Origin of the sequence: Alteribacter natronophilus (assembly GCF_006007885.1) — a bacterium.
Classification (GTDB): Bacteria; Bacillota; Bacilli; order Bacillales; family Salisediminibacteriaceae; genus Alteribacter; species Alteribacter natronophilus.
Map to the genome: position 1 here is coordinate 369,632 of NZ_VCRO01000003.1, position 20,115 is coordinate 389,746.

The following is a 20,115-nucleotide window of genomic DNA, read 5'->3' on the forward strand; positions in this document are numbered from 1 at the left end:
GCGGGCGGTGCACAGTGAGGCTTCTTATACTCACCTGTTAAAAAGAAAGCAATGGTCATGCAGGCATTACGGCGCCTGCACGCACATTGCTGTTAAGAATCATTATTTTACAAGAGAAAGAACTTTATTAACAGAATCGGCGGATTTTTTCAGCTCAGCCTTCTCGTCATCAGTCAGATCGAGCTCAAGTACTTTCTCGAGTCCGCCTCCGCCGATAACAGTTGGAACACCAAGGTACATATCCTCGTAGCCGTATTCGCCTTCAAGGTAGGCAATGGCCGGAAGAATACGTTTCTTGTCCTTCAGTACGGCTTCAACCATCTGGACAATGGAAGCCGCCGGCGCGTAATAGGCACTTCCGTTTCCAAGAAGGTTTACAATTTCCCCGCCGCCTTTACGTGTCCGCTCCACAATGGCGTCAAGACGGTCTTTTGAGATGAGTTTTTCCAGCGGAATTCCGCCTGCATAGGAATAGCGGAGCATCGGTACCATATCATCGCCGTGGCCTCCGAGAACGAATCCGGAAACATCTTCCACGCTTACGTTCAGTTCCTGAGCAACAAAGGTACGGAAACGTGCCGTATCCAGGACCCCTGACTGGCCGAATACACGGTTTTTCGGGAATCCGGATTCTTTGTATACCGTATAAGTCATCGTGTCCACAGGGTTGGTAAGAACGATAATATAGCAGTCGGGAGAGTGTTTGACGATTTCCTTCGTTACGCTCTTCATGATATCAGCGTTGGTACTGATCAGATCATCACGGCTCATCCCCGGCTTACGGGGAATTCCGGCAGTAATGACAACAACATCGGAGTTCGCCGTGTCCTTGTAATCGGACGTTCCGACAATGTTGGAGTCAAACCCCTGAACAGGGGAAGCTTCGAGCATGTCGAGTGCTTTACCTTTAGTCGGATCCTCATTGTTTGGGATATCCACGAGTACTACGTCCCCGAGTTCCTTCTGGGCAGCCATAAGTGCAGTTGTGGTACCGGTAAATCCTCCGCCAACTACGGTGATCTTTCTGCGTTTAATGGTCATTTGACATTCCCCTCTCATTTCGTTTTCCAGTAAACCCTCTGCGTGTAACGGAGGAGCCGGCACAAGACCGGCTCCTTCCAGCAGCTTCATTCAATTTAGAGGTTTTTAATAAGTTCGTCAGCGAACTCGGAGCATTTCACTTCGGAAGCTCCATCCATCAGTCGGGCAAAGTCATACGTTACAACCTTGCTTGCAATCGTTTTGTCCATGGATGCTTCGATCATGTCTGCTGCTTCGTTCCAGTTCAGGTGGCGAAGCATGAGCACACCGGAAAGCAGCACGGATGACGGGTTCACTTTATCAAGGCCGGCATATTTTGGAGCTGTACCGTGAGTCGCTTCAAAGATTGCGTGGCCGCTATCATAGTTAATATTTGCACCAGGTGCAATTCCAATTCCGCCCACCTGTGCAGCAAGCGCATCTGATACATAGTCACCGTTCAGGTTCATGGTTGCTACCACATCAAATTCTTTCGGACGGGTAAGAATCTGCTGAAGGAAGATATCCGCAATGGAATCTTTTACGATCAGCTTGCCTGCAGCTTCTGCTTCGGACTGTGCTTTGTCAGCAGCTTCACGGCCCTGATCTTCAACAATTTTGTCATACTCGGCCCATGTGAAGACTTTATCGCCGAATTCCTTTTCAGCAAGCTCGTAGCCCCACTTTTTAAAGCCGCCTTCAGTAAATTTCATAATGTTTCCTTTATGGACAAGCGTTACGCTCTTACGTCCTTCGTCAAGGGCGTACTGAATAGCAGAACGTACAAGACGATGCGTTCCTTCTTCGGATACAGGCTTGATTCCGATTCCGGAAGTTTCAGGGAAACGGATTTTGTTTGCGCCAAGCTCATCGCGGAGGAAGCTGATCAGCTTTTTAGCTTCGTCAGACCCCTGCTCATATTCGATACCGGCATAAATGTCCTCGGAGTTTTCACGGAAGATTACCATGTCCGTGTCTTCCGGGCGCTTAACAGGAGATGGTACCCCTTCAAACCAGCGGACCGGACGTACACATGCGAAAAGGTCCAGCTCCTGGCGAAGTGCCACGTTCAGAGAGCGGATTCCGCCACCAATCGGAGTAGTAAGAGGCCCTTTAATTGCGATGAAGTACTCACGGATTGTTTCAAGAGTTTCGTCCGGGAGCCATTCGCCTGAATTGTCATAGGCTTTCTGACCTGCAAGAACTTCTTTCCACTCGATCTTCTTTTCACCGTTGTATGCTTTCTCGACTGAAGCTTCTATGACGCGGGAAGCAGCTGCCCAGATATCAGGACCGGTTCCGTCACCTTCGATGTATGGAATCACCGGATTGTTCGGTACGTTTAACACACCATTGTTTACTGTAATTTTTTCTGCCATTGTAAAAAACCTCCTAAATATCGTTCAGTTTTATGTAGGAAAGAGAAACGGGCACACCTTAATCACATTCGCTGCGCGCCGCTTTTCTCCTTCCTCTATCTTCGCTGAAATTCCGTAAAAATTGCAACAGATTCGGGTTTATTTTCTTTCTTCAAGCGGTACCCAGCTCTGTTTGTCAGGACCCACATACTCCGCGCGCGGACGGATCAGACGGTTGTTCTCGTACTGCTCGAGAATGTGTGCCAGCCATCCGGAAACCCGGCTTACAGCAAAGATCGGCGTGAACAGGTCATGCTCAATGCCAAGGCTGTGGTACACGGATGCAGAGTAGAAGTCCACGTTTGGAAGGAGACCTTTTTCGTTAGTAACAATATCATCGATCCGTACACTCATGTCATACCATTTGGACTCGCCGGTTACTTTTGTAAGCTGACGGCTCATCTCTTTCAGGTGTTTTGCGCGTGGATCCCCATTTTTGTATACCCGGTGGCCGAAGCCCATAATCTTTTCTTTATTTTCCAGTGCTTTATGGATATAATCATCTACCTGCTTCTCGTCACCGATTTCATTCAGCATTGCCATTACACGCTCATTGGCACCGCCGTGAAGTGGTCCTTTCAGTGCGCCGATGGCAGCCGTCACTCCTGAATAAACATCAGACAGTGTTGCCACACAGACACGGGCAGTAAAGGTGGATGCATTCAGCTCGTGGTCGGCATGAAGAACAAGAGCTTTGTTAAACGCTTCAATCGATGTTTCGTCCGGCTCCTCCCCGTTCAGCATATACAGGAAGTTTGCTGCGTAGCTGAGTTCAGGTTTTGGTGCAACCGGGTCTTTTCCTTCACGGATACGGGCAAAAGCCGTTACAATTGTCGGCATCTGTGCCTGAAGCTTCATGGCCTTCAGACGGTTCGCATCTTCAGACATTTCATCAGCCTGCTCGTCAAACAGACCAAGATTGGAGACTGCTGTTCTGAGTGCCGCCATCGGATGGACCTCATTGATTGGATACGTTTTCAATTGTTCAATTACAGCGTCCGGGACAGCCGAGTATCCGTTCAGTTCTTTTGTAAAGGACTCAAGTTCCTCTTTGTTAGGAAGCTTATGATTCCAGAGCAGGTAAACAACTTCTTCAAAGCTTGCGTAGTCGGCAAGATCGTCAATGTTGTATCCGTTATAGGTTAAAACTCCATCAATAATTGAACTTACGCTGGATGTTGTTGCGACAACACCTTCCAAACCTTTTGTCGTACTCATTCCAACCTCTCCTTTAAAAATAATTTTGTGAGGGAATCAGGTATTCTATTCCCACTGTGTTTCTCCGATAACCTTTCCTGTTTATGATCTTCACTTTCGCGAGCGGATCAAAGCACCGTCAGCCACCGTCAAAAATCGACCGGTTATTTGTTATACCAATATAACAACTTCATGTGAAACTTCCGGGTTCGTAACCTCCCGGTGCGAGCGGGGCCGACCGTAAGCGTTTTCGTAAAAGGTTTCGGAGGCTGTATGTATGAACAGCCACGCTTTTCTGATTCGAGTCAACTTATATTATAACGACTTTTAACAACTTTGTGAACTTAAAAATATCAAATGCAACTAATATTTCAATTTATACTATTATTTTAATTTGTTTGAAACTTCACGTATTAAGCCCCGTTTATCCGCCGAATGACGAAAAATACGACACTATTCTCATGGCCATATAGGCGATTCCCGCCCCAATAAGCGGACCTACAGCCACACCGTTAAACAGGGCAACTGCAAGAATCGTTCCAAACACAAGTGCCGTAGTGATGTGAGGGTCATTCTGAAGCAGCTCAACGCCGCTCGCTGCAATAACTGCTACAAAAATACCTGCGCCGAGAGCCACCCACGCATAGGAGGATTTCGTGGCTTCTATAAGCTGTTTGAACCCGATTTCCCCTGTAACGATGGGAACAAGGACCGCAATTGTAATGATTGTCACGCCGATATGGATGCCTTTCTGCTGGAGCAGGGGGAACGCTCTGTCTCCAAGGCCGGTCCATTTTAAAATAAGCAGGAAAGCAACCGCTATAATAAGCGACTGATTTCTTGCAATCAGGCCGATTGCAAGAAGGATCAGCATAAAGGCTGTTGCAGATGTAATCATGTTCTCCCTCCTTCTTTGTACAGGCCGCATGTATCCTGGTCTTCTCTCATAGATTGAAATGAGAGAGGAGGACTGCCGGTGGATACAAAACAGGCTGTTGATATATTTGTCCGTGCTGCGCTCGTACTCGTTACTGCACTGGCTGCTGCCGGTGTGATCTATTTTCTGTTTCGTTTTTTATCCCCGTTTTTAATCGGGCTTATTATTGCTCTCACTCTGCTGCCGGCTGTAAACCTCCTTGAAAATTGGCTCCGGTGGCCCAGATCACTATGTGTTCTGACAGCTATGTTTTTTCTGTTCCTTATCCTTCTTCTCTTTATTACGTTCGCTGCCGTGGAAATTGCAGCCGGACTTCTGTACTTATCCTCTGTTCTTCCCGTTTTCATAAAGGATCTCGTCCGCATTGCCGATTCATGGGTCAGCAGCACCCTTATGCCCCTGTACGACCGTATGACCGGACTATTCGATGCACTCGAAGGACGGCAGCAGAAAACCGTTGCCGATTCCATTCAGTCCCTGACAGCCGAGGCAGCACAGAAAGCCGGAGAATTTGTCCAGGTTCTGCTGAACAGTTTTGCTGACGTGTTATTAGGCTTGCCGAATACGATCACGGTCATGATTTTTTCTCTGTTAAGTGCCTTTTTTATTGCAAAGGACTGGCCCCTGATTGTTGGCGGATACCGGAAAATTGTGCCCGGATTTCTGAAAGGTTTTCTTAATTCCCTCAGAAAGGAATGGAAGCGGTCGGTGCTTGGTTTCTTTGCTGCGCAGTGTGTGCTTGTAGCCATGTCCGGTGTCATCATTCTCATTGGTTTTCTGGTGATGGGTATTGAACATGCTTTCACAGCAGCCCTGCTGCTTGCACTGATAGATTTCCTTCCCTATCTCGGAACCGGGCTCGTTTTTATTCCGTGGATTCTGTACTCCTTTTTAACCGGAGACTGGTTTCTGTCCATAGGTCTGAGCATCCTCTACGGGATCGTCATCATCCAGCGCCAGGTTGCAGAGCCGCGTGTGCTATCACGTCATCTCGGGGTGCATCCTATCCCTCTGCTGATCACACTGTTCTTAAGCTACCAGTGGCTTGGGTTTGCCGGGCTTCTTCTCGGGCCTGCAATTCTGATCATGATTCAGTCCTTCATGAAGGCAGGGATTGTAAAGGGTGTCTGGGAGTTTATCGTTTCCGGTGGACGAAAGGAAGTATAACAAGTACTCGGCTGAAGGTCACACAGTGCTGATTCACAAAGATCCTTTGTAACAGAACAAAAGCGCTGACGCGCCTTAAATTAAGAAGCTTCACTTCACATCGTCCGGTCGCTTTCCGCGGGCATCGCTTCAGCACAGGAAGAATTCCTGCTTCTTCCTCTGCCAGTTATGCTCTGAAGTCTACTACTGCGTCGAAGCAACTCGATGTTTAATTACGGAGTAAACTCTCGTCGCTGGAGCCGTCGCCTTTCGCTGCATAATTAACTTGGTCAGTAACAACAATCTATAAAAATACAGCCATAGAAAAAACAAGTTTTACAGTTAACAAAGAAAAAGACCGGCATAAACTGCCGGCCGTGACTTCGTGAGTATTTAAAATTTCCTTCCTCTGTATAACACAACATTACCCGAGCGGACGGCCCGTTCAAAAATGCGCTGCAGAAGCGCCTTGAAGGTCGCTCTTGTCTGGGGAATAAGCAGGAAAAAACCGAATGCATCGGTTATGAAACCAGGTGTCAGCAGGACGACACCACCGATGAGAATACAGATTCCGTCCAGAAGGATTCCACTTGGCACCTGGCCCTGGGACGTCTGCATCTGGGCGGTGCGGATGGCGTTTAGTCCCTCTCGTTTTGCAAGGGCTGCTCCGAGAATCCCGGTCGCGATGATAAGCAGGATCGTAGGAATAACGCCGATTATATTTCCTGACAGCACCAGCACACCAATTTCAAGTGCCGGCACAATAATTAACAGCAGTAGTATGATTTTACCCATAATATCTTCTCCTTTAAGGTCACAGCCTTAAAATAACATAAAAAAGGACCCGGCACCAGTCCGGGCAGCGGTGCCTGGAAGTGCCGGGTTTTACCTCTCAGTATTAAAGGACGCTTGCAACACCTTTGTAGATATTGCCGTGGCTTCCGTCAACCGTAATTTCGTCACCGTCCTCGAACAGGGCAGTGGCGTTTTCAACACCTACGATAACCGGGATTCCAAGGTTGAGACCAACAACAGCTGCGTGTGAAGTGAGGCCACCCTGCTCAGTTACAACGGCAGCGGCTTTTTCGAACGCATTCATCATATCGCGGTCTGTGCTTGGCGTTACAAGAATGGCATCCTGTTCCATTTTGGAAAGAGCTTCTTTTCCGTCGTTTGCTACAACGACTTTTCCGGAACGGGTTTTCCGGCCGATTCCCTGTCCTTTTGCAGCTACTTCACCGACCACGTGTACTTTCATAATGTTCGTTGTACCTCTTTCTCCTACCGGTACACCGGCGGAAATAATAACGAGGTCACCGTGGTTTACAAGTCCGCTTGTAAGAGACTCTTCCACTGCAGTGGAGAACATTTCGTCGGTTGTAGTCGCTTTTTTACCAAGCTGCGGATAAACACCCCATACAAGGCACAGGGAGCGGCATACACGTTCGCTGTGTGTAATGGCGACAATCGGGCTCTTCGGACGGTATTTGGATACCATGCGGGCAGTGTGGCCGCTTTCCGTTGCAGTAAGAATGGCAGAAGAGTTCAGGTTCATCGCTGTATGGGCAACGCTCTGGCTGATGGAGTCCGTAATCGTCTGCTCGCTCTCACGGCTTCGTTTGCGGAGGATATCCTCAAACTTCAGCGCTGTTTCCGCTTTCCGGGCGATGTTGTTCATAGTCTGTACAGACTCCACAGGGTACGTTCCTGCAGCCGTTTCGCCTGAAAGCATGATTGCGTCAGTGCCGTCAAAGATGGCATTGGCCACGTCACTCGCTTCCGCACGGGTCGGACGCGGGTTGCGCTGCATCGAGTCAAGCATCTGTGTAGCCGTAATAACAGGCTTGCCGTGGGTGTTGCATTTTTTAATAAGTTCTTTCTGTACAAGTGGAACATCCTCTGCAGGGATCTCTACACCAAGGTCTCCACGTGCAACCATCAGACCATCGGATACTTCAAGAATTTCGTCGATGTTGTCGACACCCTCCTGGTTCTCAATCTTTGGAATGATCTGGATGTGCTCCGCATTGTGCTTTTCAAGAAGTTCACGGATCTCAAGAACATCCGAGGCACGGCGTACGAAAGACGCAGCGATAAAGTCCACATCCTGCTCGATTCCAAAAACGATGTCGTTGGCGTCTTTTTCGGTGATACCAGGAAGATTCACACTGACACCGGGTACGTTAACACCTTTCTTATTCTTAAGCGTTCCGCTGTTCACGACTTCTGTAACGAGCTCGTTGTCACGGATCGCTTTTACGCGAAGTTCAATCAGACCATCATCAAGAAGAAGAATGGAGCCTTCATGCACGTCATCAATAAGTCCCGGATAAGTGACGGAAATTTTACCGGAATTTCCGGTTACTTCCGTCATGGAAACGATCACTTCGCTGCCCTGAACGAGTTCCGCCTCGCCGCCTTCAAGAGTCTGCGTGCGGATTTCCGGCCCTTTTGTGTCAAGAAGAATAGCCACTTTTTCACCTGTTTTTTCAGATGCTTCACGAATGCTCTGGATGCGGGCACCGTGTTCTTCAAAATCACCGTGGGAAAAGTTAAGGCGGGCCACGTTCATACCGGCCTCAATCAGCTTCGTCAGTTTTTCCGGTGATTCACTGGCAGGACCAATCGTACATACGATTTTTGTTTTTCTCATTTGTTTTATTCCTCCTCGGGTTGATTCCTTACTGATAATTATTACTTTAACCGACCCGAATGCCAGGGCATTTGCCCCGGCACCCAACTGTCAGTCGACTCGTTTCATTTAGATGGAAAGTTCCTGGGAAAGCCTGTACATTTCCTCGTCGATGGAGTGACCGCGGGACAGTGCGTCGGAAATATCGTGGGAAACAAGAGCATTCTTTTCAATTCCCACCATTTTTCCTTCCTCACCGCTCAGAAGAAGCTCTACCGCCTTAGCTCCAAGCCGGCTTGCAAGTACCCGGTCCGAGGCTGTAGGGGAACCGCCGCGCTGAATGTGACCAAGAACGGTAACACGTGTTTCGAAGCTGGTTTTCTCCTCAATGTCACGTCCGATGTCCACGCCGGAGCCCACACCTTCAGCAACGATGATAATACTGTGTTTTTTGCCGCGTTCAGCCCCGCGCTTCAGGCGGTTGACAACGTCTTCCATATTATAGTCCACTTCCGGGACCAGGATCGTTTCTGCTCCGTCAGCAAGTCCTGACCAGAGAGCAAGATCACCAGCGTCCCGCCCCATGACCTCGACCACGTATGTACGCTCGTGAGAGGTTGCTGTATCACGGATCTTATCTATTGCGTTAATAACAGTGTTAAGGGCTGTGTCAAACCCGATTGTGTAGTCGGTTCCGGAAATGTCATTATCAATTGTTCCCGGCACACCGATTGTCGGGAACCCGTGTTCTGTCAGTTTCTGTGCTCCCATAAATGATCCGTCTCCGCCGATTACTACCAGACCCTCGATACCGAACTTGTTCAGTTGTTCAATACCCTTTTTCTGGCCTTCCAATGTCTTAAATTCCTCACAGCGGGCGGATTGCAGCATTGTACCTCCACGGTGAATAATATCGCCTACCGAACCAAGCTCCAGCTTTTCAATGTGTCCGCTGATCAGCCCCTGGTATCCCTGGTAGATTCCATATACTTCAATATCATGATAAATGGCTTTACGGACAACTGCACGGATCGCAGCGTTCATTCCCGGTGCGTCTCCTCCGCTCGTCAAAACTCCAATGCGCTTCATGTGATCCATTCACCTCATCTGAAATTCTTAAAAATATATATGACGAAGAAAAACTCTTTCGTTCCCCAGACCTGTTGACCAGTCCGAAACTGAATGCAGCTTTTCTTATCCTATCCCTGAATCTCTTTTATACTCAGCAGTAATAAAAATAACACTGTCAAAATCGTATTGCAACAAGGATTCACGGCAAACAAAACAGCCGTCCTCCGGGGAGGATGGCTGTTTTGTTCAGTTACCGGCATTGGTACCGTTTACATAGTCGTATGGTCCGATGCGATTAAATTTTTCAAAGCGTTTTTCAACGATGGTGTCACGGCTGATTTCGGATAGCTCGTCGAGTGCCTGACTGAGCGCTTCGTCAATGGCCTTTGCCTGCTGTTCCACATCTCTGTGTGCACCGCCTCTGACTTCAGGAATAATACCGTCAATCAGCTCAAGCTCCTTAAGATCAGGTGCTGTAATTTTCATCGTTTCAGCTGCTCTTTTTGCCTGGCCTGCATCTTTCCAGAGAAGAGCCGCTGCTCCTTCAGGTGAGATAACCGAGTAGGTGGAGTTTTCAAGCATCAGGATCTTATCGCCTACACCTAATGCAAGGGCGCCGCCGCTCCCTCCTTCCCCGATCACGATACAGACAACCGGTACCGTCAGGCCGGCCATTTCAATCAGGTTACGGGCAATGGCTTCACTCTGTCCGCGCTCTTCTGCAGAGATGCCGGGATAGGCCCCTTTTGTATCAATAAAATTAATGATCGGGCGGTTAAACTTCTCTGCCTGCTTCATCAGCCTGAGAGCCTTCCGATAACCTTCCGGGTGGGGCATGCCGAAGTTCCGGCGGAGGTTCTCCTTCGTTCCTTTTCCACGCTGATGACCGATCACGGTAACAGGGCGGTCCTTATACTTCGCAATTCCCCCAACGATCGCTTCATCGTCACCGTAAAGACGGTCTCCGTGAAGTTCCAGAAAGTCCGTAAAAAGACGTTCAATGTAATCAAGGGTTGTCGGACGGCTGTTATGCCGTGCAATCTGCACTCTGTCCCACGGACCCATGTTTCCGTATATATCCTCTTCCAGCTGTTCAAGCCTGGACTCAAGCTTCTCAATTTCACCGGAGAGGTCAATCTCCTTTTCAGCTGTGAACGCTTTGAGTTCTGCTATTTTCGTTCTCAGCTCTGTAATGGGTTTTTCAAACGGCAAATCTTCGGCCATAATTACTGCACCTCCTGTTCTTCCGTTTCCCTAACGGCGTTCTTCTCTTTTTCCTGCTGCTGCTCTTCCTGCTCCTGTTCATCACTCTTCCGGTCGGAAACAGGGGCGTGGATACTCAGGATTGTTTTCAGTGTACTTCTGAGATTCTTTCTTTCCACTACCCGGTCAAGCTGACCGTGTTTGAGCAGAAATTCCGCAGTCTGGAAGTCTTCCGGCAGTTCCTGACGGATTGTCTGTTCGATGATCCGGCGTCCGGCAAATCCGATCAGCGCTTTCGGTTCAGCAAGGTTAATATCCCCGAGAGAAGCAAAGCTTGCCGACACTCCTCCTGTTGTCGGATGGGTCATAACAGATATAAACAGACCTCCCCGGTCACGGAGTTTATGAAGTGCCGTACTTGTTTTGGCCATCTGCATCAGACTGAATACGCCTTCCTGCATTCTTGCTCCTCCTGAAGCAGCAAAAAGAATAAAAGGCAAGTCCTCATCAATTGCACGCTCAATGGCCCGGGCGATCTTTTCCCCTACAACAGAGCCCATACTTCCCATACGGAAACGGGCATCCATTACACCGGCCACAGCCGGATAACCATCGATTTCACCTTTACCCGTCACGATCGCTTCGTTAAGACCGGTTTTTTCACGGTCCTTCTCGGATTTTTCCTTGTAGGAAGGAAATTCAAGAGGGTCCGTTGCAATGATGTTCTGATCAAATTCTGTGAAAGTCCCGGAGTCAAAAAGAGTCTCCATCCGGTCGTGTGCCGTCAGACGGTGGTGAAAACCGCAGGAATCACAGACACTCAGATTCTTTTTCAGTTCTTTTGTATACATAATACTTTTACATTCAGGACATTTTGTCATTAACCCTTCCGGAACTTCCTGCTTGGCTTCTTCGGAAGGAATCGTGGCGTACTTCTTTTTCTTTGAAAAAAGATCCCGTAACACATTCTCACCTCATTTATCTTGGTGGTCTTTACAGCTCCGCAAACCGCCGCCCCGTGAAAAGCGCTTAACCAAAGTACAAACCACGGAAATAATGTATAAATAAAATAAATAATATCGGAAATCTGTGATTTGCGTAAATTTTTTCCATCATAACACTGTTAAACAGGCGAATTCAAGGTGGTTTGCGCGCCGATTGCCGACCTGATTCTGCTAGAAGCGACTGTTTTCGAGATGCTTCTTCAGCATCTTTACCGCATGTTCCTCATCTTTCTTCCGGATGGCCTCCAGAATTCCGGCATGTTCGTCGATGGAATTCTCAGTTCTGCCCGTTCTGGCCAGTGATTCCCTGAGCGCAACTTTGCTGTACTCCACAAGTGGGCGCCAGATATTGAGCATAAGCCGGTTGTGACATGATTCTACAAGGGTTTTATGAAAAAGGTAATCCTGTTCCACCGGGAGGTTTCCTCCGTACCAGGTTTCCCGGGATTCCCTGATTATTTCTCCGAGCTTTTCAAGCTGATCATCCGTGATCCTTTGACAAGCCAGCCGTACAGCTTCTATTTCGATAATTGCTCTCGTTTCTGTCACATCTCTCTGGGCCCGTGTGTCTCTCAGAAAGAAACTTGCCAGAATTTCTGCAAGACGATGGCCCCCCGCACGCTGAATAAACGTTCCTTCTCCTTTACGGGTTTCAATCAGATCCAGCAGCTCCAGTGCCCGGAGTGCTTCTCTCACCGAGGATCGGCCGGCCTGAAGCCGTTCTGCAAGTTCCCGCTCGGAAGGGAGCTTATCACCCGGCATCAGGTTGTCTGCATAAATGATCTGGTCCAGCTCTTTCAGTATGTTCAGGTACACTTTGCCTGCCGGTGCGGTCATGGCATACACCTGCCTTCCTCATAAGTACAAAGGAAGAGGGAGTCCTGCAATAGCCGGACTCCTTCCCACTTACTCGCTGTCGTCAATTAAGGTCAGCTGCTCTGTCTTTTTCTCCACTGCTTCAGGTTCCACCTGGCGTCTGGCAACGCCCGTCTCCATCGCTGCCACAGCAACATTTCTCGCAACGGCCGGCGCGACACGTGAATCAAACGGAGCCGGGATTACGTAATCTGCATTCAGTTCCTCGGAAGAAACGAGATCTGCAATCGCCTTTACTGCAGCCACTTTCATCTCTTCGTTGATGTGTGTGGCGTATACATCAAGGGCGCCTCTGAAGATACCGGGGAAAGCAAGAACGTTGTTAACCTGGTTGGGAAAATCGGACCTTCCTGTACCGATTACACTTGCTCCGGCTTCTTTCGCCTCGTCCGGCATAATTTCCGGATCAGGATTGGCCATGGCAAAAATAATCGGATCCTGGTTCATGCTCTCCACCATTTCCTTCGTGAGGGCACCTTTTACAGACACACCGATAAAGACATCAGATCCGGAGATCACATCCCCCAGACTGCCTTCAAGCCTGTCCTTGTTTGTAACCTGTGCCATTTCATGCTTAAGATCGTTCATCCCCTGAGGGCGGCCTTCATAGATGGCTCCCTTTGAGTCGCATAGGATGATATCCTTACATCCCATGCTGAGAAGAAGCTTAATAATGGCAATTCCGGCCGCTCCCGCTCCGTTAACCACAACCTTAATTTCTGCCATGGATTTACCTGTGATCTTCAGGGCATTGCGGAGGCCTGCTGCAGTAACAATCGCAGTTCCATGCTGATCATCGTGGAAAACCGGAATGTTCATTTCCTTTTTCAGCCGCTCCTCGATTTCAAAGCAGCGCGGTGCTGCAATATCCTCAAGGTTAACTCCACCGAAAGTCGGTTCCATCAGTTTGACTGTCTTAACGATCTCATCCACGTTTGTTGTATTCAGACAGACCGGAAAAGCATCAACCCCTGCAAAGGATTTAAACAGTACTGCTTTTCCTTCCATTACAGGAAGTGAAGCTTCGGGACCAATGTTACCGAGCCCCAGCACTGCCGTACCATCTGATACGACTGCCACCATATTACCTTTCATTGTGTATTCATAAACCGACTGCGGATCCTCAAAGATCGCTTTGCACGGTTCCGCAACACCCGGTGAATAAGCAAGCGACAAATCCTGAGCGTTTTTCACTGCTACTTTTGAGACTGTTTCAAGTTTCCCTTTATGCACCCGGTGCATATGTAAGGCTTCTTCTCGCAGCGTCGCCATTCTCCCACTCCTTTACGTCCAATTCAGTTATGAGCAAAAGTGGTCAGACCACTTCCAAGCAACTTTCATTATAACAAATCACTGTGTGATATACACCTATTGTTGTTTAAGAACTACATTTTTATCACCAAGAAGTACGCCAAGGCGGCGTAAAAGCCCTTCATCACCGGATACGTGCCACTGGTCATCAAGCTGATAGGCTTTCTTTTTTGTCTCATCATAAACTACCACCGGCACTGCTCCGGGGTCGTCCTTCAGGAGATGTGTCAGTTTCTTACGGTAGCCGGGATCCTGGTGGGCAGCGTCAAGCTTAAGGTAGAGAATTTCCACCGGTTTGGAGTCTTTTTCCGTGAGTGAATCCAGTGGTGCAGCTTTATCCCCGTTTACCTTCGTCTGACCTTTATGAAAGCTCGTTTTCCCCTGTACAAACAGGAGGGAGCCCTGTTCAAGGTGCGGGCGGACCTGTGCATACTGTTCCGGAAAAAACGTGACTTCCATTTCACCTGTCTCGTCGGAAAGAACGGCAAACGCCATCTGCTGGCCTCTCCGCGTTTTAATGACCTTTACACTTTCCACAAGCCCCGCTATCCGGATCGAGTGAGACTGCTCTCCCATTCCGGGCACGTCCTTAAGAAAAGTGCGGCTGTACTGTTCAAGAATTTCTGCGAATGGGGTAACCGGGTGGTTTGTTGCGTAAAAACCGAGAACTTCCTTTTCAAACCGCAGCATTTCCTGATCACCGAACGGAGGCACATCGAAGTATTCCGGCTTTTCCACTTCGTCTTTAAAGAGGGCCGGTTCCACGGATTCCCGGAAAGACTCCCCGTATTCCATCGCCTGATCGAGATTTGCAAGGAGACCTGCCCGGTGCATACCAAATTCATCGCAGGCACCGGATACGATCAGAGCCTCCAGCGCTCTTTTCGGCAGAAGACGGGCCGGAATTCTGGCACATAAATCAAAGAGATCCTCAAACGGGCCGAGCCGCCGCTCTTCAAGGATGGCACCAATCGCCTGTACGCCCACACTTTTAATTGCCTTCAGGCCAATGACGATGGCCTCCCCTTCGGACTTGAAACGGGCATCACTCCGATTCACTGACGGACCTGCCACCATGATCCCTTTCTTCTTCGCTTCGGAAATATACTCAGCCATTTTTTCCTGATGGTGAAGAACACCTGAAAGGAGTGCCGTCAGAAAGCTTGCCGGATAGTTTGCTTTCAGGTAGGCAAGCTGGTAGGCGATGACACTGTACGCAACTGCGTGGCTCCTCGGAAAGCCGTACTCGGCAAACCTGACAATCAGGTCATATACGAGATCCGCTTCCTGCCGGCTGTACCCTTTGGAAACCGCCCCGTTTACAAAGGCCGTCCGCCCTTCCTCAAGAGCCTCCCGGTTCTTCTTGGATACCGCTCTTCTCAGAATATCCGCTTCCCCGAGGGAATAACCGGCCATTATGGAAGCAATCTGCATAATCTGCTCCTGGTAAATCACGACGCCGTATGTCTTTTCAAGGACAGGCTTCAGATCACGGTGGGGATAGCCGATTTTTTCCTCTCCGTTTTTTCTCCTGATAAAAAGAGGAATGTTATCCATCGGTCCCGGCCGGTACAGGGCGTTCACCGAAACAATGTCCTCAAAGTCAGTCGGCTTCAGCCGCTTGAGGACGCTTTTCATCCCGGACGATTCCAGCTGGAATACCCCGCTGGTGTCCCCTTCACCGAGGAGACGAAAGGTACCGCTGTCATCAAAAGGAATCGTTTTTATATCTACTTCCTCGCCGTGGTCCTCTTTTACGAGCCTGACAATGTCCTTGATAAAACTGAGGTTGCGAAGTCCCAGAAAGTCCATTTTCAGCAGTCCGAGTTCTTCAAGTATGCCCATCGGATACTGGGTAAGCCGGATTTCCCCATTCCCTGTCTGGACCGGTATGACATCTGTTAGAGGAGCTTCACTGATGACTACACCTGCGGCATGAACGGACGTATGGCGCGGAAGCCCTTCGATCCGGACTGCAGTCCGGTAAAGTTCCCCGAGAGTCTCTTCCTCCTCTGTGAGACGCCTGAACTCATCCGATTCGGCAAGAGCATCCTTCAATGTCACGTTCGGGCGTGAAGGAATCAGTTTTGCCAGCCTGTCCACGAGCCGCTGATCGGTGCCCATTACCCTTCCTGTATCCCTGATTGCCGCTTTGGCAGCCAGGGTTCCGTAAGTAATGATCTGGGCAACGTGGTCATGACCGTATTTTTCCGCCACATACCGGATGACCCGGTCCCGCTCGTCATCAGGAAAATCAATATCGATATCCGGCATGGAAACCCGTTCGGGATTCAGGAAACGCTCGAACAGAAGATCATAGGCAATCGGATCCACGTCGGTGATTCTCAGAACGTAAGCTACAATCGAACCGGCAGCGGAGCCCCGTCCCGGACCTGTCAGAATTCCGTTTTTATGCGCATACGCCATAAAGTCCCACACAATCAGAAAGTAATCCTCGTACTTCATGTCCGTAATCACTTTCAGTTCATACTCAAGCCGTTTGCGTACTTCAGGTGCAGGATCTTCGCCGTACCGGCTGATCAGCCCCTCTTCACACTGTTTTCGGAGGTAACCGTCTGCTGTTTCGCCCTCCGGTACAGGGAACTTCGGAAAATACGATTCTCCAAACTGTATTTCCGACTCGCACATCTCCGCAATCTCCACCGTCCGGCTGCACGCCTCCGGCCAGGAGGAGAAAAGACCGTTCATCTCCTCCTGTGTTTTTAAATAATATTCCTCCGATGAACAGCTGTCCGGAAGCTCCTCAAGGGTTTCCCCCCTGCCGATTGCCTGGACAGCACGATGGGCCAGATCGTCCCCGGGTAAAGCAAACTGGACATGATTTGAGGCCACAAACGGCAGTTCCCGTCCAGTACTTTTATTCCATTCGTTAAGCTTCAGAAGCCGCTCTTTCTCATGAGCCCGTCCGTGCTGCTGAAGTTCTATGTATGTATTTCTGCTTCCAAAGGCTTTCTGCAGTTTATCAAGCATCATCTCTGCACCGTTTCGGTCACCCTGCTCGATCTGTTTCTGGACAGGTCCTCCCTCAAACGGAGAGATGGCAACCAGTGAATCGGGGCGGATACGGTTGAGCTGTTTCACATGGGCCATCGGCTGGCCTTTTACCATCGTATCGTAGGCGGAAGCCGTCAGCTTCATGAGTGTTCTGAGCCCTTCATTGTTCCGGGCAATCATTACGAGAGGAAACTGTTCATCCCCGTCGGTAAACACCAGTTCCGTTCCGAGAAGAGGTTTAATCCCTTCTTTTATGCAGGCCTTATAAAAAGGAACAACACCGTACATGCCGTGAAGATCGGTAATGGCAAGTGCGGACATTCCCGACTCTTTTGCACGTTTAACAAGAGCCTCAATTTTCCCTGCTCCGTAAAGAAAACTGTATTCACTGTGGACGTGCAGATGTACAAAACTCATCCTTCCTCCTCCTCTCTTCATTCTTTTTTAAGATGGCTGTTTTCGGAAAGATTGTTGTTTTTCTACGCTGCAGACCGACGCTTTCCGCGGGCAACACCTCAGCCTCCTCGGGAAAATCGCCCTGCGGGGTCTTCGGCTGTTGCTTTTCCCGCTGGAGTCGCGGCCTTTCGCTCCAAAAAAATAATACCAATAGCAACAACCTTTACGAAAAGAGCTTTTAAGGTACACGCAATCATCCTTGTCTTTGTATTCCCATTGTAACGCAAACGCATGTTTGCGCACAGAAATAAAACACATAACTTCCTGTCCAGTCCATACATATGTAATATAAACGGGCAGACAGGCTTATGAACTCCTGGAGGTCGGCTTAAGGACACAAGGTCCGGAGGGATAAACATTGGATAAGGATTTTCTTGCTACGCTCATTATTGATTTTTTCGTTGCGTTCGGGGTGATTATCGGCGGCACGATTCTCGGCGGGATAGGAGCCTATCTGATCGGGAAGCCTCCCCTTTCCATCATGCACGACCTCGCCTCAAGTCTGAAAATCTGGGCTCTGGTCGCTGCCATTGGAGGTACGTTCGACGCCATTTCCAGTCTGGAGCGGGGGATCTTCGAAGGAACACACGCTGACATTATTAATACCGGCCTGATGATTTTTGCCGCACTGTGCGGTGCCCACAGCGGTACGGTACTGATACAGTGGCTTACACAGGAGGGGATGAAATGAGAATCCCTCCTCTTTATCGTGATAAGAGCTGGCAGCGCTTTACTGCCGGGGTCATCCTTGGCATGCTTATTGGATGGCTCTTTTTTTTATATAACTTCGGCTATGTGTACGATAAAATGATCATCGAAATCGGTAAACAGCGGACGACAATCGAAAATCTCGAAAATACCGTGGAGATTCTCCAGAAAGATCAGGACGAGATGAACCGGGAGAACCAGGAGAAACTCACAGTACAGGAAATCAGGGTGAACTTTATTAACGAACGGGAGGTAAATCTCAGTGAGCTGACCATTTTTGAGCTGAGAAGCGCGGTGGAGAGTGAGCTTGAACTGATTAAGAACAAAGGAATCGAGTCGGTTTTTTCCTCGAGGGAACTGCTGAAAAAAGCAGTGGAGAACAAAACCTTCAGAATCAATAATGATAAAAAATATCAGCTTAAAATCGAGCATTTCATGATTTATACGACGACTGAAGTGGATATCAGCATACACGCAGCTGACTGATATCCAATTTAGTGTTTACGCCTTCCTGATTGCGGGTAAAGAACCGGGGCTCACGGTGATTCCATTATGGCGTTTGTATGAACAATCCCGGGAGCCATTCGCACTCTGATCCAAATTGTGTATACTTATAGTAAGAGCAGCTGATCATGCACCGGACATCCTTGTATTGCATATACCATTTACAGTAGAAGAAGGAGGTTCAGCGTTATGAAAGTTATGAGTCGCAGCAAACTTGCACAGGAAAAGATTAAAAATATTGAAGCTGGTTTTTCCGCATTTGCAGAAACAGAAGAAGTGAGCAGTCTTATTCGTAAGGAACTTGCCAGAATGAACCTCGTGGTAATTGAAGAGGAGACCGAACTGGGCTCCTGGTTCATCCCTGAAAAAAGAGCGTGACGCGCCCTGAAAGCCGCGTCCGCTCTTTTTTTGTTCCCATAGTGTCAGTTTGTTTCCTGAAAGAATTCCGCTCCAGGCGGCACCGCCTGAGAGAGCGGATGTTTTAATTACATATAGCAGACAGTCTCACATGGTTATTCTTTTTCAGGGTAATTCCTGCAGAGTGCATCCAGTTCACGGAGAAGCTCTTCCGTCTCCTCCCAGGAATAACAGGTCGCACCGGAAGCCATCGGGTGTCCCCCTCCGTTATAACGGGCTGCAAGGTCGTTTACTGCCGGTCCCTTGGAACGGAGACGGACACGGACCTCGTCCTCCTCCTCCACGAAAAACACCCACGCCTTGACTCCCTTGATAGAGGAAAACGCGTTTACAAAGCCCGCAGTCATAGAAGCCGTCACGGCAAATTCCTCGAGCTTTTTCTTAGGCAGTCTGATATAAGCTGTCCCGGAGGGCAGCATTTCAGCATTAGAAAGGACAAATCCCTCCATGCGGATCAGCTCCAGTGATTTTTCATACATGGCATCGTAAAGATCGGGGCGGGAAAAATTGAACTCAATCAGCTTTCCTGCTGCGGCAAATGTCCTGTCTGTTGTGTTCGGGTGCCTGAAGCGTCCCGTATCCCCCACAATTCCGGCATAGAGAAGTCTGGCACCTTCGTCGGTCAGCGCGGCGCCTTCCTTCGCCCATGTTTCATACAGTTCAAATATCATTTCACTTGTGGAACTGGCTTCCGTATCCACCCATGAAACGTCACCGTACTGATCCACTTCAGGGTGATGGTCAATCTTCACCAGTGTCCTGCCAAGCCCGTACCGATCGTCATCAATTCTCGGCTGGTTAGCCGTATCGCACACGATGACAAGAGCATCCCTGAAATCTTCGTCACTCACCTGATCCATCGGAGTCAGATAATCAAATTCACTGTCCTCAACTCCAGTAACGAGGACCCGCTTTTCCGGGCAGGTGGCTTTTATGATCTCACGGAGTCCTCCCTGGGATCCGATCGCATCCGGATCAGGACGGACGTGCCGGTGAATAATGATCGTCTCGTGCTTATGTATCAGTTCAATTATTTCCTTTTTCATATGTATGACTCCTATCCGGTCAAATTTAAACTCCAGGGAAAAACCAATTCTGTTCCGCTGAAGTTCTGTCTTTTTTAAGATTATCCCAAAACATGCTATGTTACAATGGCTCGTATTCACTTGATTCCCAAAGCCTCTATGTGCTATTTTTAAC

At 48.9% G+C, this 20,115-nt stretch carries 17 protein-coding genes; 4 read left to right on the top strand and 13 right to left on the bottom strand.

Going from position 1 to position 20,115, the window contains the following annotated elements:
• Nucleotides 1–102 precede the first annotated feature (102 nt).
• The 4 genes from mdh to FGB90_RS11780 form a co-directional block, all read right to left on the bottom strand.
• Nucleotides 103–1,041 carry a malate dehydrogenase gene (gene mdh, locus FGB90_RS11765; protein ID WP_138811031.1) on the bottom strand — a complete coding sequence of 313 codons (939 nt, stop codon included), beginning with the start codon at nucleotides 1,039–1,041 and terminating at the stop codon, nucleotides 103–105.
• Between the two features lie 95 nt (nucleotides 1,042–1,136).
• Complete coding sequence (gene icd / locus FGB90_RS11770; RefSeq protein ID WP_138811032.1) at nucleotides 1,137–2,399, bottom strand: NADP-dependent isocitrate dehydrogenase; 1,263 nt, start codon at nucleotides 2,397–2,399, stop codon at nucleotides 1,137–1,139.
• Between the two features lie 138 nt (nucleotides 2,400–2,537).
• Nucleotides 2,538–3,656 carry a citrate synthase gene (gene citZ, locus FGB90_RS11775; RefSeq protein WP_138811033.1) on the bottom strand — a complete coding sequence of 373 codons (1,119 nt, stop codon included), beginning with the start codon at nucleotides 3,654–3,656 and terminating at the stop codon, nucleotides 2,538–2,540.
• A gap of 403 nt (nucleotides 3,657–4,059) precedes the next feature.
• The gene (locus FGB90_RS11780; protein WP_138811034.1) at nucleotides 4,060–4,533 is read right to left on the bottom strand and encodes a DUF441 domain-containing protein; all 474 of its coding nucleotides are present in this window, start codon (nucleotides 4,531–4,533) and stop codon (nucleotides 4,060–4,062) included.
• A 78-nt stretch (nucleotides 4,534–4,611) separates the two neighbouring features.
• On the opposite strand from FGB90_RS11780, the gene ytvI reads away from it, so the two are divergent.
• A complete protein-coding gene (gene ytvI, locus FGB90_RS11785) occupies nucleotides 4,612–5,739 on the top strand; it encodes a sporulation integral membrane protein YtvI (RefSeq protein ID WP_171051800.1) in 1,128 nt (375 codons plus the stop codon).
• Nucleotides 5,740–6,111: 372 nt separating this feature from the next.
• Here ytvI and FGB90_RS11790 read toward each other — a convergent pair whose 3' ends face one another.
• The 8 genes from FGB90_RS11790 to dnaE all read right to left on the bottom strand — a co-directional run bounded on the left by FGB90_RS11790 (nucleotide 6,112) and on the right by dnaE (nucleotide 17,247).
• A complete protein-coding gene (locus FGB90_RS11790) occupies nucleotides 6,112–6,513 on the bottom strand; it encodes an FxsA family protein (RefSeq protein ID WP_138811036.1) in 402 nt (133 codons plus the stop codon).
• A 103-nt stretch (nucleotides 6,514–6,616) separates the two neighbouring features.
• Nucleotides 6,617–8,371, bottom strand: coding sequence for a pyruvate kinase (gene pyk / locus FGB90_RS11795; RefSeq protein WP_138811037.1), 1,755 nt, complete (start codon nucleotides 8,369–8,371; stop codon nucleotides 6,617–6,619).
• Nucleotides 8,372–8,479: 108 nt separating this feature from the next.
• Complete coding sequence (pfkA, locus tag FGB90_RS11800) at nucleotides 8,480–9,439, bottom strand: 6-phosphofructokinase (protein WP_138811038.1); 960 nt, start codon at nucleotides 9,437–9,439, stop codon at nucleotides 8,480–8,482.
• 228 nt (nucleotides 9,440–9,667) lie between these two features.
• The gene (gene accA / locus FGB90_RS11805; RefSeq protein WP_138811039.1) at nucleotides 9,668–10,645 is read right to left on the bottom strand and encodes an acetyl-CoA carboxylase carboxyl transferase subunit alpha; all 978 of its coding nucleotides are present in this window, start codon (nucleotides 10,643–10,645) and stop codon (nucleotides 9,668–9,670) included.
• A 2-nt stretch (nucleotides 10,646–10,647) separates the two neighbouring features.
• A complete protein-coding gene (gene accD / locus FGB90_RS11810) occupies nucleotides 10,648–11,589 on the bottom strand; it encodes an acetyl-CoA carboxylase, carboxyltransferase subunit beta (RefSeq protein ID WP_138811040.1) in 942 nt (313 codons plus the stop codon).
• 210 nt (nucleotides 11,590–11,799) lie between these two features.
• Nucleotides 11,800–12,465 carry a FadR/GntR family transcriptional regulator gene (locus FGB90_RS11815; RefSeq protein ID WP_138811041.1) on the bottom strand — a complete coding sequence of 222 codons (666 nt, stop codon included), beginning with the start codon at nucleotides 12,463–12,465 and terminating at the stop codon, nucleotides 11,800–11,802.
• A 69-nt stretch (nucleotides 12,466–12,534) separates the two neighbouring features.
• Nucleotides 12,535–13,776 (bottom strand): NADP-dependent malic enzyme, encoded by a 1,242-nt coding sequence (gene ystJ / locus FGB90_RS11820; RefSeq protein WP_138811042.1) that lies wholly within the window; start codon nucleotides 13,774–13,776, stop codon nucleotides 12,535–12,537.
• Between the two features lie 96 nt (nucleotides 13,777–13,872).
• Nucleotides 13,873–17,247, bottom strand: a complete 3,375-nt coding sequence (gene dnaE, locus FGB90_RS11825) for a DNA polymerase III subunit alpha (protein ID WP_138811043.1) — start codon at nucleotides 17,245–17,247, stop codon at nucleotides 13,873–13,875.
• 397 nt (nucleotides 17,248–17,644) lie between these two features.
• Here dnaE and ytrH point away from each other — a divergent pair, with 397 nt between their 5' ends.
• The 3 genes from ytrH to FGB90_RS11840 all read left to right on the top strand — a co-directional run bounded on the left by ytrH (nucleotide 17,645) and on the right by FGB90_RS11840 (nucleotide 18,876).
• Entirely contained in the window at nucleotides 17,645–17,977 is a 333-nt protein-coding gene (ytrH, locus tag FGB90_RS11830) for a sporulation membrane protein YtrH (protein WP_138811044.1), read from the top strand.
• Nucleotides 17,974–18,480 carry a sporulation membrane protein YtrI gene (gene ytrI / locus FGB90_RS11835; RefSeq protein WP_138811045.1) on the top strand — a complete coding sequence of 169 codons (507 nt, stop codon included), beginning with the start codon at nucleotides 17,974–17,976 and terminating at the stop codon, nucleotides 18,478–18,480. The genes ytrH and ytrI overlap by 4 nt, the downstream gene beginning before the upstream one ends.
• A gap of 207 nt (nucleotides 18,481–18,687) precedes the next feature.
• Complete coding sequence (locus tag FGB90_RS11840; RefSeq protein WP_138811046.1) at nucleotides 18,688–18,876, top strand: YtzJ family protein; 189 nt, start codon at nucleotides 18,688–18,690, stop codon at nucleotides 18,874–18,876.
• Nucleotides 18,877–19,010: 134 nt separating this feature from the next.
• Here the strand turns inward: FGB90_RS11840 and FGB90_RS11845 are convergent, their stop codons facing one another.
• On the bottom strand, nucleotides 19,011–19,961 hold the full coding sequence (locus FGB90_RS11845; protein ID WP_138811047.1) for a DHH family phosphoesterase: 951 nt from the start codon (nucleotides 19,959–19,961) through the stop codon (nucleotides 19,011–19,013).
• Nucleotides 19,962–20,115 lie beyond the last annotated feature (154 nt).